This is a genomic window from Francisella sp. AG1 (assembly GCF_057683165.1).
On sequence record NZ_CM173135.1, the window covers coordinates 320546 to 340935 of the forward strand.

The window sequence follows — 20390 nt, forward strand, 5'->3', positions numbered from 1 at the left end:
TTATTTATTGAGGTGGTAAGTAATGAATAGATTAAAAAAAGGCGATGACATAGTAGTTATTGCTGGTAAAGATAAGGGTCGTAGAGGCGTTGTTAAGTCATTCGCTAAAGGCGGTTCTTTAGTTTTAGTGGAAGGTATTAATGTTGTTAAAAAACATGTTAAGCCTAACCCAAATAGAGGTGTTGAAGGTGGAGTTGTTGAAAAAGAACTTCCAGTAGATGCTTCTAACGTTGCTATCTTTAACCCAGCTACAGAAAAAGCTGATAGAGTGGGTTATAAGTTTGTTGATGAGAAAAAGGTTCGCTACTTTAAATCAAATGGCGAGCTTGTAGACTTATAGGACTAAGTTTTATGGCAAGATTAAAAGATCATTATCAAAAAGAGCTTGTTTCTAAATTAAAGAATGAGCTTGAATTAGATAATATTATGGAAGTACCTTCTATTGAGAAAATAACTCTTAATATGGGTGTTGGTGATGCTGCAAAAGATAAGAAAGTTATGACTTTTGCACTAAAAGATTTGACTGCAGTTGCTGGTCAAAAGCCAATTGTTACTAAATCTAAAAAATCAATCGCAGGTTTTAAAATCCGTGATGGCTGGCCAATAGGCGCTAAAGTTACATTGCGTGGTGAGCGTATGTATGAGTTTTTAGATAGATTGATAACAATTGCTATTCCTAGAATTAGAGATTTTAGGGGATTAAGCGCTAAATCTTTTGATGGTAGAGGTAATTATAGTTTGGGTATGAGAGAGCAGATCTCTTTCCCAGAGATTGATTACGATAAAATTGACTCTATCAGGGGTTTAGATATTTCGATAACTACTACAGCTAAAAATGATGACCAAGGAAGAGCTTTGCTTAAAGCATTCGGTTTTCCTTTTAAGTCTTAATCTATATTGGGGATTTAAATGGCAAAGAAAGCAATGATTCAGAAAGAATTGAAGAGAGAAAAATCAGTAGCTAAATATGCTCAAAAAAGAGCTGAGCTTAAAGCTACTATTCTTGATGTAAATTCTACTGAAGAACAAGTATGGGAAGCTCAAATTAAACTGCAAAAACTACCAGTAAATTCTTCAGCATCTCGTGTGCAAAGAAGATGTAAAGTTACAGGTAGGCCACATGCTGTATATAGAAAGTTTGGTTTATGTCGTAATAAACTAAGAGAATATGCAATGGCAGGTGATGTTCCTGGTTTGAAAAAAGCTAGTTGGTAATAAGGAATTTTAAGTTATGAGTATGCAAGATCCAATCGCGGATATGTTTACAAGAATCAGAAATGGTCTTTCTTCAGATAAGGAAGTTGTTTCTGTGCCATTTTCAAAGATGAAAATGGAAATCGCAAACTTTTTAGTTAATGAAGGTTATGTTCAAGGATGTGCTAAAGGTACAACTACGGCAGGTCATCCTTCTATAGAGGTTGAGCTTAAGTATCACTCTGGAGCTCCTGTAATCGAGATGATTAAAAGAGTTTCTAGACCGAGTTTGAGAATATATAGATCGCATGAAGATTTACCAAAAGTATTTGGTGGTTTTGGCGTTGCTATTATTTCTACTTCTAAAGGTTTGGTTAGTGATAGAAAAGCGAGAGCTCTTGGTGTTGGTGGCGAAATAATTGGCTACGTAGCTTAAGTTTGGAAGGAGATTGATATGTCAAGAATAGGTAAAAAACCTGTTGCTATCCCAAGCGGTGTTACGATTAATGTTGCTGCTGGTAATGCGGTAGAAGTAAAAGGGGCGAAAGCAACTTTGAATAAAACTTTTTCTACTGATGTGACCTTTAATGTTGCAGATAGTGAAGCAACTGTTACACCTAATAACAAAAGTAAAAATGCAATTGCTCAATCTGGTACAGCTAGAGCAATTTTAAATAATATGGTTGAAGGTGTTAGTAAAGGTTTTGAAAGAAAGCTAAAGATTATTGGTGTCGGTTATCGTGCTAAAGCGCAAGGCAGTGATTTAAATCTTACTTTAGGTTTTTCTCATCCAGTAGTTTACAAGCTACCACAAGGTATAACAGCGGAAACTCCAGTTCCTACAGAGATTGTTCTTAAAGGTGCTGATAAAGAGCTTCTAGGTAAAGTAGCTTCAGAAATTAGAGACTATAGAAAGCCTGAGCCTTATAAAGGTAAAGGTGTTCGTTATGAAGATGAGCATGTAGTTAAAAAAGAAGCTAAGAAGAAGTAGTTAATAAAGGATAGTATTATTATGGATAAAAAAACTGCTCGTTTAAATCGTAGTAAGCGTACTAGAATTAAGCTAAAAGAACTTGGTCATACTAGACTTTGTGTTTATAGAACACCTAAGCATGTGTATGCTCAAGTAATCTCTGGTGATGGTTCTACTGTAATTGCTGCTGCGTCTACTGTAGAAAAAGATGTTAAAGCTAAATGTAAGTATACTGGTAATGTCGAGTCTGCTGTGATTGTTGGTGAAATTATTGCAAATAGATGTAAAGACAAGGGTATCGAGCAAGTTGCTTTTGATAGATCTGGATATAGATATCATGGACGTGTTAAAGCTTTAGCAGAAGCTGCTAGAGAGCATGGTCTACAGTTTTAATAAATAAAATATGGATGATTATTCATTATGTCTAATGAAGTGAAAAAGAACGAAGAACTGATTGAAAAGTTAGTTAGTGTTAAAAGACACTCAAAAACAGTGAAAGGTGGTAGAATCATGAGCTTTGCCGCTTTGACTGTGGTAGGTGACGGTAAAGGTAAGATTGGTGTAGGAAGAGGTAAGTCGAGAGAAGTGCCTGTTGCTATTCAAAAAGCTATGGAAAACGCTAAGAAAAATATGGTATCAGTAAACCTAAATAACGATACGTTATGGTATGCTACTATGTCTAACCATGGTGCTTCAAAAGTGTTTATGCAGCCCGCGTCTGCTGGTACTGGTATTATTGCTGGTGGTGCTATGCGTTCTGTTTTTGAGGCTGTGGGTGTACATAACGTTTTAGCAAAAACATATGGCTCAACTAATCCTGTTAACGTTGTTAGAGCAACTATTTCAGGTTTGGCTAAAATTAACTCACCAGAACAGATCGCTGATAAAAGAGGCCTTTCTGTTGAAGAGATTCAGGGGTAATTAAAATGAGTGAAGCTAAAACATTTAAAGTTACTTTAGTAAAAAGCTTGATTGGCCGTAAAAAAAACCATATAGCTTCTGCTAGAGGTTTAGGTCTAAGAAAGATTAATCATACTGTGGAAGTAGTAGATACTCCTGAGAATCGTGGTATGGCTAATAAAATATATTATATGGTTAAGATAGAGGGGTAGTATAAAATGAAATTAAATACAATTGCTCCTGCTGCTGGCTCAAAAAGCGCACCAAAAAGATTGGGTCGTGGAATCGGAAGTGGTTTTGGTAAAACTTCTGGTAAAGGACATAAAGGTCAAAAGGCGCGTTCAGGTGGCTATCATAAAGTAGGTTTTGAAGGCGGACAAATGCCTTTGCAAAGAAGATTGCCAAAATTTGGTTTTACTTCTGCATCTAAAAGATATGTTGCGGAAATTAGACTTCATGAGCTAAATCATGTTGCTGCTGATGAAATAACATTAGATGTCTTAAAAGATCTTGGTCTTATCAGAAAAGATATAAAAACAGTTAAAGTAATAGCTAGTGGAGAAATTCAAAAAGCTGTTAGCCTAAAGGGTATAGCTTGCACCAAAGGTGCTAAAGAAGTTATCGAAAAAGCTGGTGGTAAAGTAGAGTAAGATTAAAGATATGTCAAAGTTTAATAGTGCTTCTGGTACAACAGGTGAATTAAAGTCTAGGCTAATTTTTGTAGTTATTGCTATATTAGTATTTAGATTGGGTGTATATATTCCTATACCGAATATTAATCCAACAAAATTAGTAGAGATAATTTCAAATCAACACTCATCGACAGGTGGTCTGATGAGTATGTTTAATATGTTCTCTGGTGGCGCTCTTACTCAAATGAGTATTTTTGCATTGGGTGTGATGCCTTACATCTCAGCATCTATTATCTTTCAGATGCTTTCAGCTGTATATCCAAAATTTATAGAGTTGAAAAAAGAAGGTGAATCAGGTCAAAAGAAGATCACTCAATATACAAGATATTTAACTCTTGCTTTAGCTATAGTACAATCATTTGGTATTGTTGCATTTGCATTACATCAAGATGGCTTAGTAACAGCTAATAATATGTCGTTATTTTACTTAACGACTATTGTTTCAGTTACTACAGGTAGTATGTTTTTGATGTGGTTAGGTGAGCAGATAACAGAAAGAGGTGTGGGTAATGGTATTTCACTACTAATCTTTTCTGGTATTGTTGCTAACCTACCTTTTGAAATATCAAATACTCTATCTCAGGCGAATCAGCATGTAATATCGTATTTATCTGTTTGGGTACTTGTAATACTGCTTTTACTAGTTATAGCATTTGTGGTTTTTATGGAGAGTGCGCAGAGAAAAATTACTGTGAATTATGCTAAGAGACAGCAGGGTAGAAAAATGTACGCTGCTCAAACTAGTCATTTACCATTAAAGTTAAATATGGCAGGTGTTATACCAGCAATTTTTGCATCATCTATCCTAATGGTTCCAGGTGTTTTATTCGGTTGGTTATCTAACTATAATTCACTGAGCTGGTTGGCTGATATTGCAGAAATGCTACAGCCTGGTAGTATTGTTTATACGGTGGTGTTTGCTGCGACTATTATATTTTTCTGTTTCTTCTATACTTCTTTAGTATTTAATCCAAAAGAAACAGCAGATAATTTGAAGAAATCAGGAGCTTATATCTCTGGTGTAAGACCTGGTGAGCAAACTGCAAAATATATAGATGCGGTTATGACTAGACTAACTTTAGTTGGTTCGCTATATATTACAGCGATATGTTTATTGCCTATATTTGTAGTGAAATTCTTTGCACAAGGATTATCATTTACATTTGGTGGTACATCATTATTAATTGTTGTAGTAGTGATGATGGATTTTATGGCTCAGGTTAGATCGCATATGATGTCAACACAATATGATTCTTTACTAAAGAAAGCAAATCTTAGTGGTAAGAGAAAATAGAGAAATTTTTGGAGAAATATAATGAAAGTTAGAGCTTCAGTTAAAAAAATGTGTAGAAACTGTAAGGTTATTAAGCGTAACAGAGTGGTTCGTGTAATATGCACAGACCCTAGACATAAGCAAAGACAAGGTTAGTAGTCAGTCAAGCAGAATTAAATAAAGCTTGATTATTTGTTTTTAAAAAGCTATCCTAGCATGTTACAAATTGCATGTGATAGCAAATAAAATTAAGAATAATTATTAGGAGTGAATTAGATGGCTCGTATAGCTGGTGTTAATATTCCTGTCCATAAACATACGGTAATAGGATTAACTTCAATTTATGGCATAGGTAAAACAAGAGCACAACAAATTTGTGAGACTTGTAAAGTAGACCCAACTGTTAAGATTAAAGAACTAACAGGTGAGCAAATTGAAACCTTAAGAATTGAGGTTGCTAAATTTACGGTAGAGGGTGACTTGCGCCGTGAAGTATCTATGGATATAAAAAGACTTATGGACTTGGGTTGCGTTAGGGGTAGAAGACACCGTCGTAGCCTACCTGTAAGAGGACAGAGAACGAAAACTAATGCTCGTACTCGTAAAGGTCCAAGAAAGCCAATTAAGGCATAATGAATACAATTATAACTATAAAGATTAAAGGGTAGATTATATGGCTAAGTCTGTTAGATCATCAAAGAAAAAAGTAAAAAGAGTAGTTACTGATGCAGTTGCTCATATTTACTCATCTTTTAATAACACTATAGTAACTATCTCAGATAGACAAGGTAATGCATTATCTTGGGCGACTTCTGGCGGTAGTGGCTTTAGAGGTTCAAGAAAAAGTACACCTTTTGCAGCTCAGGTTGCAGCAGAAAGAGCAGCTGAAATGGCTCTAGAATATGGTGTTAAGAATGTAGATGTTTTAGTAAAAGGACCAGGTTCAGGTAGAGATTCTGCTGTTAGAGCTTTAAATGCTAAAAACTTAAAAGTTACAAGCATAACAGATGTGACACCATTACCTCATAATGGTTGTCGTCCTCCTAAGAAACGTCGTGTTTAATATTTTAAAGGGAAATTAATAATGGCTAGATATCTAGGACCAAAGTGTAAGCTTTCTAGAAGAGAAGGTACTGACTTATTTTTGAAAAGTGGCGTAAAAGCTAACGACGAAAAATGCAAAATGAATACTACACCAGGTCAACATGGAGCAAGAAGAGCGCGCCTTTCTGATTATGGTTTACAGTTGAGAGAAAAGCAAAAAGTTCGTCGTACGTATGGCGTTTTAGAAGGTCAGTTCAAGAAATATTATGTTGAAGCTAATAGAAGAAAAGGTAACACAGGTGCTACTTTATTAGAACTATTAGAAGCAAGATTGGATAATGTTGTTTATAGAATGGGTTTTGCAGCTACTCGTGCAGAAGCTAGACAGCTTGTTGTTCATAAAGGTATAGTGGTTAATGGCCATACATGTAACGTACCTTCAGCGCAAGTTAAAGCTGGAGATATTGTTGGCGTTAGAGAAAAAGCTAAAAAGCAACTGAGAATTCAAAACGCTGTTGAGCTTGCTAAAGGTAGAAAAGAGCTTTCTTGGATTGATGTGAATACAGATTCTCTAGAAGGTACTATGAAATCTTCTCCAGATAGATCTGAACTATCTTCAGATATAAATGAACAATTAATTATCGAGCTTTACTCTAAGTAATAATTTTATTATTTCTTTAGGGACTCGTATGTAGTCTTATTTCAAGGAGATTTTTTTAGTGAGTAACAATAATTCAAATCAAGAATTTATACCTAATATACAGCTTAAAGAAGAGTTAGGAACTTTTGGATATAAAGTACAACTTTCTCCTGTAGAAAAAGGTATGGCTCATATCCTTGGTAACTCTATAAGAAGGGTTCTTTTATCGTCTCTACCTGGCGCTTCTATAATTAAGGTGAATATTAAAGATGTTTTGCATGAATATTCAGCTTTAGAAGATGTTAAAGAGGATGTTGTTGAAATTGTCTCTAATTTGAAAAAAATAGCAATTAAACTTGATGCTGGAATTGATGGTCTAGAATTAGAACTATCAGTTAATAAATCAGGTATTGTTACAGCTGGAGACTTTAAAGCAACACATGGTGTTGAGATTATAAACAAAGATCAGCCAATAGCAACATTAACTAATAAAAGAGAGTTTTCTCTAGTAGCTACAGTTAGCTTCGGTAGAAATGTAGGTATACTTTCTGCGATGCCGATTGAGCTTGAAAAAGTTGGTGATATAGCTGTAGATGCAGATTTTAACCCTATAAAAAGAGTTGCTTTTGAAGTTATTAATGATGGCGATAGTGATTTGTTGGATGTTTTTTTGAAAACGAACGGCACTGTAGAACCACTAGAAGCTGTTACTAAAGCTTTAGAATATTTCTGTGAGCAAGTATCTGTGTTTGTTTCGCTTAAAGTTCCAAGCAGTGGCAAAACAGGGGATGCGTTATTAGACTCTAATATCGATCCACTTCTTTTAAAGCCAATAGATGATTTAGAGCTTACAGTAAGGTCTTCTAACTGTTTGAGAGCAGAAAATATTAAGTATCTTGGTGATTTGGTCCAGTATTCTGAGCCTCAGCTAATGAAGATACCTAATCTTGGTAAAAAATCTCTTAATGAGATTAAACAAATACTAATAGATAACAGCTTATCTTTAGGTGTTCAAATTGAGAACTTTAGAGAGCTAGTTGAAGGAAAATAATTAAAGTATAGTAATCAAATAATATTAACTATAAAGGAGTAATTACTATGAGACATCACATGAAAGGTAGAAAATTTGGTAGAACTAGTAGTCATAGAAAAGCTATGTTTAAAAACATGTCAGCATCTTTGATTAATCATGAAGCTATTAAAACTACATTACCAAAGGCTAAAGAATTAAGAACAATTGTTGAACCTTTAATTACTTTGGCAAAAAGAGAATTTAAATTAAGAAATGAATTAGATGTTAGCTCTAATGAGTTTAAAGCTCAATCTGTAGCATTAAGAAGACAGGCTTTTGATTTCTTAAGAAACAAAGCAGCAGTTACTAAACTTTTTGAAGAGTTTGGCAGCCGTTATGGAGAAAGATCAGGTGGTTATACTAGAATCCTTAAGTGTGGTTTTAGATTCGGTGATAAAGCTCCTATGGCATTTATTGAGCTGGTTGATAGACCAGAAGTCGAAGAAGCTGCTGACGAAGAGTAATTCAATCTCTTTCATTTATTTCAAAAAATATTCTCTATATTATATCTAGACTAAATCTTACGTTATTTTTATAAACTGTACTTATATTATTGACTCAGTTATAGAGTCAAATTATAAATTTTTATAAATATCTATATTATAATGTTGATTGTAAAAATTTTGCTTGAAAAATTTCAGATAACTCTCATATATAAATTTGTTATTAAGTTTGTTAATTAAAATATAACAAAAGAGGGTTATATAAAATGTCAGAAAAAAAATATACTTTTGAAACAGAAGTTGATAAATTACTTCATCTTGTAATCCATTCACTATATTCAAATCGTGAGATATTCTTGCGAGAGCTTGTTTCAAACTCATCAGATGCTATTGAGAAACTAAGATATGAAAGCATTGCTAATGCTAATCTTAATGAGGGTGATGCTGATTATGCGATAAGAATTGGTTTTGATAAGGATGCTAAGACTATAACAGTTAGTGATAATGGTATTGGTATGACTGAAGAAGAAGTTATAGAAAATCTTGGTACAATTGCAAAGTCAGGAACTAAAAAATTCTTAGAGAATTTAACTGGTGATAAGAGTAAAGATAGTGATCTTATCGGTCAGTTTGGTGTGGGATTTTACTCTTCATTTATAGTTGCTGATAAAGTTACAGTAAGAACTAGAAAAGCTGCTCAAGATAAAGCTCAAGCGACTAAATGGATTTCTGATGCGCAAAGTGGTTTTATTATAGAGACTATTACAAAAGAAAAACGTGGTACAGAAATAACCTTACATATTAAGGAAGAGCATTTAGACTTGCTTGATCATGCTACTTTGAAAGGTTTAGTAAATAAATATTCTGACTGTATCAATACTCCTATTGAGATGAAAAAAGTTGAGCATTCTAAAGATGGTAAAGAAACTATTAAAGATGAGTATGAAACAGTAAATAATACTAAAGCTATTTGGCTAAGATCAAAAGAAGATATTACAGATGATGAGTATCAAGAGTTTTATAAATACATTTCTCATGATTTTGCTAATGCTTTGATGTGGTCACATAATAAGGTTGAAGGTAATCTTGAGTATAATAGCCTATTATATATTCCAGAAAATAAGCCTTTTGATTTTTGGAATAAAGACAAGGATTATGGTCTATCTTTATATGTGCGTAGAGTGTTTATTATGGAAAATAAAGAATTATTACCTTCATATCTAAGATTTATAAAAGGTGTAATTGATTCTGCTGATTTACCATTAAATGTTTCACGTGAAATATTGCAGCATAATAAAGTTATAGATAAGATTAGAAAAGCTACTGCTTCTAAAATTTTAGGCGAACTTAAAAAACTTGCTAATAAAGATGCAGAAAAATATCAAAAGTTCTGGGATAACTTTGGTCAAGTGCTTAAAGAGGGTGTATCTGATGATCATTCAAATAAAGAAAAGATTGCAGGGCTATTAAGATTTACTACTACTGAAAGTGGGGATTCTAAGCAAACAGTTTCTTTAGCTGATTATATTTCTCGTATGAAAGAAGGTCAAGAAACGATTTATTATATTACTTCAGATAGCTATAAAGCAGCTGCTAATAATCCTCAACTTGAAGCATTCAAGAAGAAAGGTATCGAAGTTGTCCTTATGTCAGATAGGATAGATGAGTGGATGATGTCTACTTTGACAGAGTTTGATGGCAAGCATATGAAATCAATTATTAAGGGAGATATCGATCTTGATAAATTTGAAACTAAAGAGAATAAAGAAAAGTTTGAAAAAGAATCTAAAGATTTTGAAAAAATCTTAAAAGAAGCGAAAGAAGTGCTTAAAGATAAAGTTGAAGATGTACGTTTGTCTAAGCGTTTGACAGATTCTCCAAGCTGTGTGGTTGTAAATGATTATGGTATGAGTTTGCATATGCAGAAAATGATGGAGGAAGCTGGTCAAGGATTTATGCCAGGTATGGGAATGAAGCCGGTTCTAGAGCTTAATGCAGAGCATCATTTAGTACAAAAGCTAAAAGAAGAGGCTGACACTGAAATATTTGGGGATATATCTGAACTTTTACTTATGCAGGCAATGTTTGTAGAAGGTGCAAAAATAGAAGACCCTATGTCTTTTGTTAAGCTTGTGAATAAATATATTAGATAAGAATGTCTTTTGATATCATTTAAAAAAGTTTACCAATTAGTTACAAACTTTTATTTTAATAGTGATGTAATTAATGAATCGCTTTTTAAAAAGATTATAAAAATAATTTTTATTGATTATAAGTGGCTTGGTATTTGTTGGTTATTATTTATTTCAACTGTTTTACTATCTATTTATTTTGAAATAAATTCTATAATTTCTTCTACTTTATTTTGTATATATATTTATTTGTTTATATATAAGACTCCTATGTTTGTTCATAGACAGGTTATGTTTGGTTTGCCTGACTCTTTGGAAAAAGAACTTATTTTAAAAGCATATGGTAATGCTTGGACACCTGAGTATCTAACTGTACTTAAGTTTTTGCAAAACTTAAGTATGAAAGATACTTATATTCTTCTAGATATCGTAAATAAAAATGAGTTTAAGAATTACATTCGTTTGGAAGATAAATTATCTAAAGAGACAATTTCAAAACATTTTAAATCACACTTAATTACTTTTGTTAAACTTATAGGTTTTATAGTTATCATAACTTTTTCTTTATACACATATAAAACTATAGGTTTATTTTTTAATCTTACAACTATGGTAGCTATTACTTTTACTTTAGGAATAACTTTATATGGATATATGTTTTATTTTATAGGAGTTGTGTTAGATATTGGTGCATTCAAACAGGTATTAAAGAGGTTAGATAAGATAAACAATTTTGATAAAGATTTATTCACGGAGTATTTAAAGAAAAAATTACATTCTCAATATTTATAGAATTAATTTTTAATAATGATATTTAGCACTAATTAATAGCCTTAAAATAATTTTATTTCATAAATCTTAGCATTCAAATAGCAACATTTCTTTTGAGGTGTTATAATTAACTTCCATGATTTTTTATATTTTCATGTGTTTCAATGAACTCAAAAACTAAAATTATTTTTGTAACTGGTGGGGTTGTATCATCTCTTGGTAAAGGTGTTACAGCTGCTTCTTTGGCAACCTTATTAGAAAGCCGTGGCTTAAATGTCACGATGATGAAACTTGATCCGTATATTAACGTTGATCCAGGTACTATGAGTCCACTTCAGCATGGTGAAGTTTTTGTAACGGAAGATGGTGCTGAGACTGATCTTGATTTAGGACATTATGAGCGTTTTATCCGTAATAAGATGACTCAAGCAAATAATTTCACTACTGGTAAAGTCTATCAATCAGTATTAGCTCGTGAACGTAAAGGTGATTATCTTGGTGCGACGATTCAAGTTATCCCACATATCACGGATGAAATTAAAAAACGAGTTTGTATGGGAATCGCTGATGATGTTGATGTGGCGATTGTTGAGATTGGTGGTACTGTTGGTGATATTGAGTCGCAACCATTTTTGGAAGCAATTAGACAATTACGTATCGAACTAGGCAGGAATAGAACTTTATTTGTTCATCTTACGCTTTTGCCTTATATTCGTGTTGCAGGAGAAGTAAAAACTAAACCAACTCAACATTCAGTTAAAGAGCTTAGAGGTATTGGTATTCAGGCTGATGTCTTAGTTTGTCGTAGTGAGAAGCCAATAGATGAAAGTGAAAAGTCAAAAATAGCATTGTTTACTAATGTTGAGCATGATTGTATCTTCACAGCAGAGGATGTTAAAACTATTTATGAAGTACCACTTAGATACCATCAACAAAAATTTGATCAAAAGCTTGTGGAGCTTTTAGCTTTAGAAACTAATAGTGCTGATTTATCAGAATGGCAGGCAGTGGTTAAATCTATTAAGAATGTTAAGAATGAGATTACAATCGCTATGGTTGGCAAATATGTTTCTCTTACAGAAGCTTATAAATCACTTAATGAAGCTCTTTATAATGCAGGATATAAGAAAAATGTTAAAGTTAAGATCAAGTTTGTTGATTCTGAAAAAATAACTTCTGACAATATAGTCAAAAATTTTGTAAATGTTGATGCTATATTAGTGCCTGGAGGGTTTGGACATAGAGGTGTAGAAGGGAAAATAATCTCTATTCAATATGCACGTGAAAATAATATACCATTTATGGGTATTTGCTTGGGTATGCAACTAGCTGTTGTTGAGTATGCTCGTAACGTGCTTGGAGTAAAGGATGCTCATTCAAGTGAGCTTGATTCAAATACTAAAAACCCTGTAATTGGCTTAATAACTGAATGGCAGGATGAATTTGGCAATATACATCAGCGTACTGTTGATTCAGATCTTGGTGGTACGATGAGGCTGGGAGGTTATAAGGCTATTCTTAGTGAAGGTTCTAGGGTTAGGGATATTTATCAGAGTTCAGAAGTTATTGAAAGACATCGCCATAGATATGAAGTCAATAATAGGTTTGTTAAAGATTTTGAAGAAAAAGGTCTTATTTTTTCTGGGAAATCTGAAGATGGAAGCCTTATGGAAATTGTTGAAATTCCAACACATAAATGGTTTATTGCTTGTCAAGCCCATCCTGAATTTACATCAACACCACGCTATGGCCATAAATTATTTGAGTCATTTATAGAAGCGGCAATAGAGAATTCGAAGGCGTGATAATAATGAAAGTAATTAATTTTGATTTTATAATTTATATTTTTTAATCCTATCTAATTAAGATCTTAAAATGATTTAAATATCAAATTTCTATATCCATTCTTGATATCACTATAGTTAAAAAATCTTAATTTAGATATGGGAATTTTTGATATTTTATTAATAAAAATGCTATAATCTGAGTTAATTAACTATTGGAGTATATAAATAAAATGAGTAATCAAAAAACTTTGTCAATAATAAAGCCAGATGCAGTACAAAAAAATGTAATAGGTGAAATTTATAGCCGCTTTGAAAAATCTGGTTTAAAAATAGTGGCTTCTAAAATGAAACATTTATCAAAAGCTGAAGCTGAAGGTTTTTATGCTGTGCATAAGGAAAGACCTTTCTTTAGTGCATTAGTAGAATTTATGATTTCTGGTCCTGTTATGATTCAAGTGCTTGAAGGTGATAATGCTATTAGTAAAAATCGTGAACTAATGGGAGCTACAAACCCTAAAGAGGCAGCTGTAGGGACTATTCGAGCTGATTTTGCTGATAGTATTGATGCTAATGCTGTCCATGGTTCAGATGCAGAAGCTACTGCAGCACAAGAAATCAGATATTTCTTTAGCGATATAGAGATTTTTGGCTAAAACTAGCAATTAATCTTAATTTTTTAGAAGGAGATAGGGAAATGAGTTGGTTAACTAGAGTAATAGGCAGAAGTCTAGGCTTAAGTGCACAAAAAAAAGATATGCCTTCAGGTATTTGGAGTCAATGTCCAAGTTGCCAGATAACATTGTATTCAGAAGAATTACATAATAATAAGTCTGTATGTCCAAATTGTAACTACCACTATAGAATATCTGCAAGGCATCGATTGAATATATTTTTGGATAGAAATAGTTCAAGTGAGCATTTTGCAAATATTACCCCTGTTGATATGCTTAAATTTAAAGATACAAAAGCATATAAGGATAGATTATCTCAAGCTCAGAAGAAAACTGAGGAACAAGATGCTTTGGTTGTGATGGAAGGAACAGTTAAAGGGTTTCCTGTAATTGCTGCGGCATTTAATTTTATGTTTCTTGGTGGTTCAATGGGGTCAGTAGTTGGTGAGAAATTTGTGCGTGGTGTTAAGCTAGCTATGGAGAAAAAAGTACCATTTATATGCTTTACTGCAAGTGGTGGAGCTAGGATGCAAGAATCTCTATTCTCACTAATGCAGATGTCAAAAACAAGTGCAGCACTAAAAAAACTTGCAGAAGCTAAACTTCCATATTTAGTTATATTGACTGACCCTACAACAGGAGGTGTTTCCGCATCTTTAGCAATGCTTGGAGATGTTCATATCGCTGAACCAAAAGCTTTAATAGGTTTTGCTGGTCCTAGAATAATTGAGCAAACAGTAAGAGAAAAACTACCAGAAGGTTTTCAGAGAAGTGAGTTTTTGGTAGAAAAAGGTATGGTTGATATGATTGTTGATCGTAGAAATCTTAGAGGCGAGGTTGCTAAGATTATAGATAAGCTGATGCCTAATATTGTTAAACTTAATTATTCTCAAGCTTTGGAATATAAGTCTGAAGAAGAGCAAGTTTAGATTTGTATTTTAATATGAGTGTCGAAGCTAAAATTTCTAAAATGATGGCTAAAGTTGATGCTCTTTGTTGTAATTTTCAAGATTTATTATTTATTCTTGGAAAATTTAATTTTGCAAAAAAATTTAAAGTAGTAACTATAGCAGGCACTAATGGCAAAGGTACTACGGTAACTATGCTTGAAGAATTGCTTGTTGCAAATAGTAAAAATGTTCTAAGCCATACTTCCCCACATGTTTTTAGATTTAATGAGAGAATAGCTCTAAATAAGAAACCTATAAGTGATAGTGTATTGCTTGAATTGCTTGAGAGACTGGACGAGCTAACTGTAGAGTATAGACTTACATACTATCAGATTGCATTTTTGTGTGCTTGTATGTATTCTCAGAAAGTAGAAGTGGACTATTTATTGCTTGAGGTTGGCATCGGCGGTCGTCTTGATACTGCGAATATTATAGATGCTGATATCACAGCAATTACTAATATAGATTTTGATCATTGTGAGCTGCTTGGTGATACTCTTGATAAAATAGGAGTTGAAAAAGCAGGTATATCAAGAAAGGGAGTCCCTTTATTTCTAGGTTCAGAAATGCCGCGAAGTGTGTATTATTATGCAAAAGTTGCTGGTGCTGAAATTAGTGAGAATAAATATAATTATAGCTATAAACATTGTTTTGCTCATAGTTATAATATAGCCATGGCTATAGCTGATTATCTATTTAATAAAATGCAAATATCATATGTGCCAAATCTAGAACATATAAGAGCAAATGCGAGGTTTCTAATTCGAAAAAATGATAAAATTAATAATAGCTATGTTGTCGTAGATGTTGCTCATAACTCCGCATCGGTTAAACATTTGTTTGAACGTTTAGAAGAGGAGTTTGGTGGCAGAAATATAAGGTATGAAGCAATATTTGGTATATTAGCCAGTAAGGATATCGATGATGTAATATCGGTGGCTAAACCATATATATATAAGTGGGATGTGATTGATCTTAAATGTATCGACTCAAGAGCGCTTGATATAAGCCTAATAAAACAAAGTTTTAAATCTCAGCAGATTATAAGAGTTGATTATAATAAAGATCTAAGTAGTGTTTATTTATCTAAAAAAAATATTGTAACAGTGGTTTTTGGATCCTTTGTTTTGGCTGGAGAATTTATAAAAGAATATGAAAAAATTAATAGTTAATAGTGAATCACAAATGCTTGAACTTGCTAAACAGTATGTTAGTGAGTTACAACCAGGGAAAACTATATTTTTATATGGAGATCTAGGTGCTGGTAAGACTACCTTTGTTAAAGGAATTCTTATGGCTTTGGGTTATAAAGGTAATGTTAAAAGCCCTACATACACCCTTGTTGAGAGTTATAAGTTTGAAGAGTTTGATATTTACCATTTTGATCTATATAGGTTGGCTGATCCAGAAGAGTTAGAATGGATAGGTGTACGTGACTATTTTAATGGTAGAGGTATTTGTTTTGTTGAATGGCCAGAGAAAGGTAAAGGTATTTTGCCAGCTAAAGCAACCACGATTCATATAAAATACTCAGTTGAAGGTAGAGTTGTTATTTTTTACTGAATAATATTTAAGAATCTAGCATAAAAGTATATCATACTCTTTAAATAAGTATTTTTAATTGTTAGATCTATATATAGTATGGGAGAAATGGATGAAAGCTAGATTTATAGTTGCTTTTGTATTAGCGCTTTTTTTTAACTTATCGTATGCAACTTTAGAGGAATGTTATAATGATGGGGTTGAAAAGGATTATGAAAAAGTATTAGAGTCATGTAAGCCTTATATGAAGACTGATGCTAGAGCAACAGGTTTGCTTGCTGAGGCGAATATACAACTTGATAAGAGCGATAAGACGGCTCTTACTGAGGCATTATGGGCTGTTGATTTTTATGAGAAAAATGGTGTACCAACAGATCCTGAAGGGCATAAGTCATATTCTTATCTAGTTTATTTAATTGGCGAATTATATTTCTTTGGTTCTGATGATATTAAGGTCGGGCAGTACGAAGGTCTAAAATATATAATAAAATCAGCTAATTTAGGCTATGCGGTAGCACAAAATCAGCTGGGTAACTTTTATGTTAGATCTGGTAAAATTCCTGGAGCAAATTTTGCTAAAGCTTTTAAATGGTATAAGCTAGCTGTAGCTAATGGAAGTTTAGATGCTCGCACAGCCTTTTTAGTAAGAAATGAGCAGAATTTTATTAAACAATATCCATATTGTATATCTCAAGGTAGGACATTAATAGGTGATACCTATTTGAAAGGACAAGCAGGTTTGCCAAAAGATATAAATAGGGCTCTTGATTGGTATCAAAGAGCATATCAGATAGACCATATATCTCCTGTGGAAGTTGGTTTAGCAAAAGCATATATTATTAAAGGAGATAAGAAATTAGCTTATAAATATGCTCGTGAAGCAGTAATGCAGCCTTATGCTCCAGCTTTTGTAGTTATGTCAGATTTAACTGATAACCCTGTGGCTAAGTATGCTTATCTTGATGAGGCTATTTCTTTGTTTAAAAACCCAGAGCTTAAGTTTTGGAGTCAATTTAGTGAATATTGTCGACCAGATATTTCAGATAGAAATATTAAAGAAGCTCAAGAAAAACTAGCAAAGATTAAATTATCTGAAGCTGAACTTAAGTTAGCTACTAAAGAGGAAAATAGCCTTAGAAGCCATTGGCAGAGTATAGTAGCACCTCAATAGCAATTAATTCTTTATAAAATGAAAAAATTTTTTTCAAATAGTTTAATAGTTTCAATCTGTCTATTTTTATCTAAATCTCTAGGTTTTTTTAGGGACTTATTATTAGCAAGTTTTTTTGGTAGTACTTCATCATTACAAGCTTTTCTTATTGCTTTTAGATTTCCTGAATTTATGCGTAAAGTTACATCTTCTGGGGTATTGACGCAAATTATAAATCCATATTTAAAAGGAAACAAATCGGATCAGGAAAAGAAATTTATAATAACAATACTTTATTTCATGGCATTGTTTATGCTATTAGTTACATTAGTAGCTATTATTTTTAGTAATGCTCTAGTTAATATATATGCTTATGGCTTAGTAGATAATAAGGCTATTTTGAAGCTTGTAAAAACAATGTTTGTTATTATGATACCTTATGTATTGTTTAATTGTATTATGGGACTTATAGCCGCTATATTAAATAGTTATAGTCGTTATTTGATATCATCTTTATTACCTATTGTTTTAAATATAGTGATGATAATAGGTATTATTATTTCCTCGAGGTTTGTTGTTCCTATTTATAGCGTTGCGTATGGTGTTTTAATAGCAGGATTAATACAGATCTGTGTAGGTGGCTATTCTCTTTTAAAGCTTTTAGGCAAATTAAATATTGATAGGGATATTATATTATTTAGAGATAAAAGATCTAAGTTTTTTTTAAAAAAATTTCCATCGGCCTTTTTTGGTACGGCAATATTACAAATTAATGGATTAGTTGAGACATTTTTTGCTTCTTTTTTAATATCTGGAAGCTTAGCTTGGTTGTATTATGCAGATAGAGTAAATCAGTTTTTGTATGGGGTTTTTGGTACAGCTATAGCAACTGTAGTGATCCCGTATCTAATAAATTGTAAAAAAGATAAAGCTCAATTTTTTAAAACTTTAGCTTGGATTGTAAGGTTTGTGCTAGTTGTAACTATACCTGCTATCATAGGGCTGTATGTATTGATTAAGCCTATTGTAATAACATTATTTTTTTATGGTAAGTTTAGTTTGAATGATGTTAATTGTACAGCTTTAGCTATGTTGGGGTATTTATTATCGTTGTTTTGTTATGTGGTAGTACGAGTTATAGTATCTGCTTTATATGCTCAGAATAAAACCATGGTTGTTTTTTATGTGGGTTTGGTATGTTTGGCTGTGACTCTTGTATTAGACGGTTTTGTAGTATATTTTTTTGCTACTGATAAATATGCTTTTATATATTTAGCAATAGTCAGCTCAGGAGTTGCAGTTATAAACTTATTTGTTCAGCTTTTATTTGTTGTAGAGTTTAGTTTCAAAATGTTTGTAGGGATATATTTACACCTTAGTACTTTGGTTAAAGCTTTCATAGCATGTATCTGTATGGTTTTAGTATTAAAATTATTTAACTTAAGTGATAGTTATTGGATTGCATTATCAATGTTTGATAGGCTTAAGAGTATATCTATTATGGTTGCTGTTGGGGTTATTACATATTTGATAGTAATGCTGATATTAGGCGGATTAAAGTCTTTAAAAAATGTAGAGCTCTAGATGCAACTAATCTATAATTGTTCGTGGAATAATTATTTAAGGTAAATATGTATAACTTAAAACAGTTAAATAACCTTCGTGGTATAGAGAGAGAAACGTTGCGTGTTAGCAAGGATGGGAATTTAGTTCAATCACATCATCCGAGTAGATTAGGACATAAATTAACAAATGATAGCATTACGGTTGATTTCTCCGAGAGTTTGCTTGAACTAATAACTACCCCTCATACTAGTATTAACAGTGTTTTTGAGGATTTGGATTCTTTAAGCGCTTTTACTTTGCAAAATATGCCAGCGGATGAAATTATTCTCAATATAAGTATGCCATTAGTAGTTAGCGAAAGTGAAATAAAAGAGGCAGATTTTGGTAAATCGAACTCAGGTAGAATGAAACAAGTTTATCGTAAAGGCTTATCAGCTAGATATGGTAAGATTATGCAGATTATTGCAGGTATTCATTATAATTTTTCTTTTGATAAGAAGTTACTTAATACTAAAGCAGTTGAAAAAAATGTTTCAGTATCGGATATATATTTTGGTGTTATAAATAACTATTTTGAATTTATGTGGTTATTACCATATTTATTTGGATCTAGCCCAATATGTGCGAAAACATCAGTTGAAAACAAGCCTAAATATTTGGTAGATTTAGATGATGAGTTTTATCTAGGAAAATATGCTACAAGCCTTAGGATGAGTGATCTTGGCTATACAAGTCCAGCTCAAAAAGATTTATCAATCTCATATAATGATGTTAACTCCTATGTGAAAGACTTAATACATGCTACAGGAGAGGTTTTTGATGAATATGAGTCTATTGGTTTGTATGATAATCAAGGTGAAAGGATTCAACTTAATGAAAGTATTTTACAGATCGAAAATGAGTATTATAGTGCAATTAGACCTAAGCAAATTGCTGAACGATGTGAAAGGCCTGCTTGCGCTTTGTATAATAGAGGGGTTGAATATATAGAAGTAAGAGTATTGGATGTTGATCCTTTTTCTGTTAATGGAATAAGTAAAAACACAGCTCTTTTTATAGAAGCAATGTTGATGGCTTGTTTAGAAGAAAAATCAAAAAAATATGATAGAGCTTCTATTAAGTTCGCTAAAGAAAATTTAACAGCAGTTGCTATAGATGGGCGTAATCCAGAGCTTAAACTCCATAAACTTGAGAGTGGTGATAAAGTGCTATTGAAGGATTATGCACTAGAACTATTTGAAAAAATAGAAAGTATAGCTGAAAAAATGCCACAAGAGTATTTAGAAGCAGTTAAAGCTGAAAAGCAAAAAGTACTAGATGTATCTAAAACACCATCAGCGAGAATAGTTGATATTGCAAAGCAGAAAGGGTATAAAAACTTTGCTTTAGAGATTTCTAAAAATGTATCAAAAGAATTTAGAAATTTTAAGATTTCTGAAGAAGTAGAATCTAAATTAAAAGAGCAAGTAGTTAAGTCTGTTGATGCAGAAAAAGAACTTTTAGCAAATGATAAAATTTCATTGGATGGGTATATAGCTAGGTATTATATACCACCTAAACAGTGCTATAGTTAATCCGATAGTTATTTGA

26 protein-coding genes are annotated in these 20390 nt (G+C 32.4%); all 26 read left to right on the forward strand.

The genetic code is table 11. The features are described from left to right. The first annotated feature begins 22 nt into the window (after window positions 1-22). The 26 genes from rplX (at window position 23) to gshA (ending at window position 20374) form a co-directional block, all read left to right on the forward strand. On the forward strand, window positions 23-340 hold the full coding sequence (rplX, locus tag ACR0PV_RS01550; protein WP_488173291.1) for a 50S ribosomal protein L24: 318 nt from the start codon (window positions 23-25) through the stop codon (window positions 338-340). Window positions 341-351: 11 nt separating this feature from the next. Further along, window positions 352-891 carry a 50S ribosomal protein L5 gene (rplE, locus tag ACR0PV_RS01555; RefSeq protein ID WP_488173292.1) on the forward strand — a complete coding sequence of 180 codons (540 nt, stop codon included), beginning with the start codon at window positions 352-354 and terminating at the stop codon, window positions 889-891. A gap of 18 nt (window positions 892-909) precedes the next feature. Then, a complete protein-coding gene (rpsN, locus tag ACR0PV_RS01560) occupies window positions 910-1215 on the forward strand; it encodes a 30S ribosomal protein S14 (protein WP_488173293.1) in 306 nt (101 codons plus the stop codon). A 16-nt stretch (window positions 1216-1231) separates the two neighbouring features. Then, on the forward strand, window positions 1232-1630 hold the full coding sequence (gene rpsH / locus ACR0PV_RS01565; RefSeq protein ID WP_488173294.1) for a 30S ribosomal protein S8: 399 nt from the start codon (window positions 1232-1234) through the stop codon (window positions 1628-1630). A gap of 18 nt (window positions 1631-1648) precedes the next feature. After that, window positions 1649-2185, forward strand: coding sequence for a 50S ribosomal protein L6 (rplF, locus tag ACR0PV_RS01570; protein WP_488173295.1), 537 nt, complete (start codon window positions 1649-1651; stop codon window positions 2183-2185). Between the two features lie 21 nt (window positions 2186-2206). Beyond that, the gene (rplR, locus tag ACR0PV_RS01575) at window positions 2207-2560 is read left to right on the forward strand and encodes a 50S ribosomal protein L18 (protein ID WP_488173296.1); all 354 of its coding nucleotides are present in this window, start codon (window positions 2207-2209) and stop codon (window positions 2558-2560) included. A gap of 27 nt (window positions 2561-2587) precedes the next feature. Continuing rightward, window positions 2588-3088, forward strand: coding sequence for a 30S ribosomal protein S5 (gene rpsE, locus ACR0PV_RS01580; protein ID WP_488173297.1), 501 nt, complete (start codon window positions 2588-2590; stop codon window positions 3086-3088). A gap of 5 nt (window positions 3089-3093) precedes the next feature. Then, window positions 3094-3279 (forward strand): 50S ribosomal protein L30, encoded by a 186-nt coding sequence (gene rpmD, locus ACR0PV_RS01585; protein WP_488173298.1) that lies wholly within the window; start codon window positions 3094-3096, stop codon window positions 3277-3279. A 6-nt stretch (window positions 3280-3285) separates the two neighbouring features. Continuing rightward, window positions 3286-3717, forward strand: a complete 432-nt coding sequence (rplO, locus tag ACR0PV_RS01590) for a 50S ribosomal protein L15 (protein WP_488173299.1) — start codon at window positions 3286-3288, stop codon at window positions 3715-3717. 10 nt (window positions 3718-3727) lie between these two features. Continuing rightward, a complete protein-coding gene (gene secY / locus ACR0PV_RS01595) occupies window positions 3728-5053 on the forward strand; it encodes a preprotein translocase subunit SecY (RefSeq protein WP_488173300.1) in 1326 nt (441 codons plus the stop codon). 21 nt (window positions 5054-5074) lie between these two features. Further along, on the forward strand, window positions 5075-5188 hold the full coding sequence (rpmJ, locus tag ACR0PV_RS01600; protein ID WP_003017816.1) for a 50S ribosomal protein L36: 114 nt from the start codon (window positions 5075-5077) through the stop codon (window positions 5186-5188). Window positions 5189-5308: 120 nt separating this feature from the next. Then, window positions 5309-5665, forward strand: coding sequence for a 30S ribosomal protein S13 (gene rpsM / locus ACR0PV_RS01605; protein WP_488173301.1), 357 nt, complete (start codon window positions 5309-5311; stop codon window positions 5663-5665). Between the two features lie 40 nt (window positions 5666-5705). Next, a complete protein-coding gene (gene rpsK / locus ACR0PV_RS01610) occupies window positions 5706-6095 on the forward strand; it encodes a 30S ribosomal protein S11 (protein WP_488173302.1) in 390 nt (129 codons plus the stop codon). 21 nt (window positions 6096-6116) lie between these two features. Beyond that, window positions 6117-6737, forward strand: coding sequence for a 30S ribosomal protein S4 (gene rpsD / locus ACR0PV_RS01615; RefSeq protein WP_488173303.1), 621 nt, complete (start codon window positions 6117-6119; stop codon window positions 6735-6737). A 58-nt stretch (window positions 6738-6795) separates the two neighbouring features. Next, entirely contained in the window at window positions 6796-7767 is a 972-nt protein-coding gene (locus ACR0PV_RS01620; RefSeq protein WP_488173304.1) for a DNA-directed RNA polymerase subunit alpha, read from the forward strand. Window positions 7768-7814: 47 nt separating this feature from the next. Beyond that, window positions 7815-8252, forward strand: coding sequence for a 50S ribosomal protein L17 (gene rplQ, locus ACR0PV_RS01625; protein ID WP_488173305.1), 438 nt, complete (start codon window positions 7815-7817; stop codon window positions 8250-8252). Between the two features lie 245 nt (window positions 8253-8497). Then, complete coding sequence (gene htpG, locus ACR0PV_RS01630; RefSeq protein WP_488173306.1) at window positions 8498-10384, forward strand: molecular chaperone HtpG; 1887 nt, start codon at window positions 8498-8500, stop codon at window positions 10382-10384. A 249-nt stretch (window positions 10385-10633) separates the two neighbouring features. Continuing rightward, window positions 10634-11155: a hypothetical protein gene (locus ACR0PV_RS01635; RefSeq protein ID WP_488173307.1), complete on the forward strand. Its 522-nt coding sequence runs from the start codon at window positions 10634-10636 to the stop codon at window positions 11153-11155. Window positions 11156-11298: 143 nt separating this feature from the next. Then, window positions 11299-12939 (forward strand): CTP synthase, encoded by a 1641-nt coding sequence (gene pyrG / locus ACR0PV_RS01640; RefSeq protein WP_488173308.1) that lies wholly within the window; start codon window positions 11299-11301, stop codon window positions 12937-12939. A 212-nt stretch (window positions 12940-13151) separates the two neighbouring features. Continuing rightward, the gene (ndk, locus tag ACR0PV_RS01645) at window positions 13152-13574 is read left to right on the forward strand and encodes a nucleoside-diphosphate kinase (RefSeq protein ID WP_488173309.1); all 423 of its coding nucleotides are present in this window, start codon (window positions 13152-13154) and stop codon (window positions 13572-13574) included. A 41-nt stretch (window positions 13575-13615) separates the two neighbouring features. Continuing rightward, window positions 13616-14521 (forward strand): acetyl-CoA carboxylase, carboxyltransferase subunit beta, encoded by a 906-nt coding sequence (accD, locus tag ACR0PV_RS01650; protein WP_488173310.1) that lies wholly within the window; start codon window positions 13616-13618, stop codon window positions 14519-14521. Window positions 14522-14535: 14 nt separating this feature from the next. After that, window positions 14536-15714: a bifunctional folylpolyglutamate synthase/dihydrofolate synthase gene (locus tag ACR0PV_RS01655; protein ID WP_488173311.1), complete on the forward strand. Its 1179-nt coding sequence runs from the start codon at window positions 14536-14538 to the stop codon at window positions 15712-15714. Then, complete coding sequence (gene tsaE / locus ACR0PV_RS01660; RefSeq protein WP_488173312.1) at window positions 15695-16105, forward strand: tRNA (adenosine(37)-N6)-threonylcarbamoyltransferase complex ATPase subunit type 1 TsaE; 411 nt, start codon at window positions 15695-15697, stop codon at window positions 16103-16105. The genes ACR0PV_RS01655 and tsaE overlap by 20 nt, the downstream gene beginning before the upstream one ends. 91 nt (window positions 16106-16196) lie before the next feature. Further along, on the forward strand, window positions 16197-17255 hold the full coding sequence (locus ACR0PV_RS01665) for a tetratricopeptide repeat protein (protein ID WP_488173313.1): 1059 nt from the start codon (window positions 16197-16199) through the stop codon (window positions 17253-17255). Window positions 17256-17273: 18 nt separating this feature from the next. After that, window positions 17274-18818, forward strand: a complete 1545-nt coding sequence (gene murJ / locus ACR0PV_RS01670) for a murein biosynthesis integral membrane protein MurJ (protein WP_488173314.1) — start codon at window positions 17274-17276, stop codon at window positions 18816-18818. Window positions 18819-18865: 47 nt separating this feature from the next. Further along, a complete protein-coding gene (gene gshA / locus ACR0PV_RS01675; protein WP_488173315.1) occupies window positions 18866-20374 on the forward strand; it encodes a glutamate--cysteine ligase in 1509 nt (502 codons plus the stop codon). The last annotated feature ends 16 nt before the right edge of the window (window positions 20375-20390 follow it).

What these genes read in the sequence shown, in the direction of transcription:
- rpmJ (WP_003017816.1), top strand. Translation starts at nt 5,075, where the DNA reads ATGAAAGTTAGAGCTTCAGTTAAAAAAATGTGTAGAAACTGTAAGGTT.
- rpmD (WP_488173298.1), top strand. Translation starts at nt 3,094, where the DNA reads ATGAGTGAAGCTAAAACATTTAAAGTTACTTTAGTAAAAAGCTTGATT.
- rplF (WP_488173295.1), top strand. Translation starts at nt 1,649, where the DNA reads ATGTCAAGAATAGGTAAAAAACCTGTTGCTATCCCAAGCGGTGTTACG.
- rplO (WP_488173299.1), top strand. Translation starts at nt 3,286, where the DNA reads ATGAAATTAAATACAATTGCTCCTGCTGCTGGCTCAAAAAGCGCACCA.
- rplX (WP_488173291.1), top strand. Translation starts at nt 23, where the DNA reads ATGAATAGATTAAAAAAAGGCGATGACATAGTAGTTATTGCTGGTAAA.
- ACR0PV_RS01665 (WP_488173313.1), top strand. Translation starts at nt 16,197, where the DNA reads ATGAAAGCTAGATTTATAGTTGCTTTTGTATTAGCGCTTTTTTTTAAC.
- murJ (WP_488173314.1), top strand. Translation starts at nt 17,274, where the DNA reads ATGAAAAAATTTTTTTCAAATAGTTTAATAGTTTCAATCTGTCTATTT.
- rplE (WP_488173292.1), top strand. Translation starts at nt 352, where the DNA reads ATGGCAAGATTAAAAGATCATTATCAAAAAGAGCTTGTTTCTAAATTA.
- pyrG (WP_488173308.1), top strand. Translation starts at nt 11,299, where the DNA reads ATGAACTCAAAAACTAAAATTATTTTTGTAACTGGTGGGGTTGTATCA.
- gshA (WP_488173315.1), top strand. Translation starts at nt 18,866, where the DNA reads ATGTATAACTTAAAACAGTTAAATAACCTTCGTGGTATAGAGAGAGAA.
- rplQ (WP_488173305.1), top strand. Translation starts at nt 7,815, where the DNA reads ATGAGACATCACATGAAAGGTAGAAAATTTGGTAGAACTAGTAGTCAT.
- rpsM (WP_488173301.1), top strand. Translation starts at nt 5,309, where the DNA reads ATGGCTCGTATAGCTGGTGTTAATATTCCTGTCCATAAACATACGGTA.
- secY (WP_488173300.1), top strand. Translation starts at nt 3,728, where the DNA reads ATGTCAAAGTTTAATAGTGCTTCTGGTACAACAGGTGAATTAAAGTCT.
- ndk (WP_488173309.1), top strand. Translation starts at nt 13,152, where the DNA reads ATGAGTAATCAAAAAACTTTGTCAATAATAAAGCCAGATGCAGTACAA.
- rpsN (WP_488173293.1), top strand. Translation starts at nt 910, where the DNA reads ATGGCAAAGAAAGCAATGATTCAGAAAGAATTGAAGAGAGAAAAATCA.
- rpsD (WP_488173303.1), top strand. Translation starts at nt 6,117, where the DNA reads ATGGCTAGATATCTAGGACCAAAGTGTAAGCTTTCTAGAAGAGAAGGT.
- tsaE (WP_488173312.1), top strand. Translation starts at nt 15,695, where the DNA reads ATGAAAAAATTAATAGTTAATAGTGAATCACAAATGCTTGAACTTGCT.
- rpsH (WP_488173294.1), top strand. Translation starts at nt 1,232, where the DNA reads ATGAGTATGCAAGATCCAATCGCGGATATGTTTACAAGAATCAGAAAT.
- htpG (WP_488173306.1), top strand. Translation starts at nt 8,498, where the DNA reads ATGTCAGAAAAAAAATATACTTTTGAAACAGAAGTTGATAAATTACTT.
- rpsE (WP_488173297.1), top strand. Translation starts at nt 2,588, where the DNA reads ATGTCTAATGAAGTGAAAAAGAACGAAGAACTGATTGAAAAGTTAGTT.
- rplR (WP_488173296.1), top strand. Translation starts at nt 2,207, where the DNA reads ATGGATAAAAAAACTGCTCGTTTAAATCGTAGTAAGCGTACTAGAATT.
- ACR0PV_RS01635 (WP_488173307.1), top strand. Translation starts at nt 10,634, where the DNA reads ATGTTTGTTCATAGACAGGTTATGTTTGGTTTGCCTGACTCTTTGGAA.
- accD (WP_488173310.1), top strand. Translation starts at nt 13,616, where the DNA reads ATGAGTTGGTTAACTAGAGTAATAGGCAGAAGTCTAGGCTTAAGTGCA.
- rpsK (WP_488173302.1), top strand. Translation starts at nt 5,706, where the DNA reads ATGGCTAAGTCTGTTAGATCATCAAAGAAAAAAGTAAAAAGAGTAGTT.
- ACR0PV_RS01655 (WP_488173311.1), top strand. Translation starts at nt 14,536, where the DNA reads ATGAGTGTCGAAGCTAAAATTTCTAAAATGATGGCTAAAGTTGATGCT.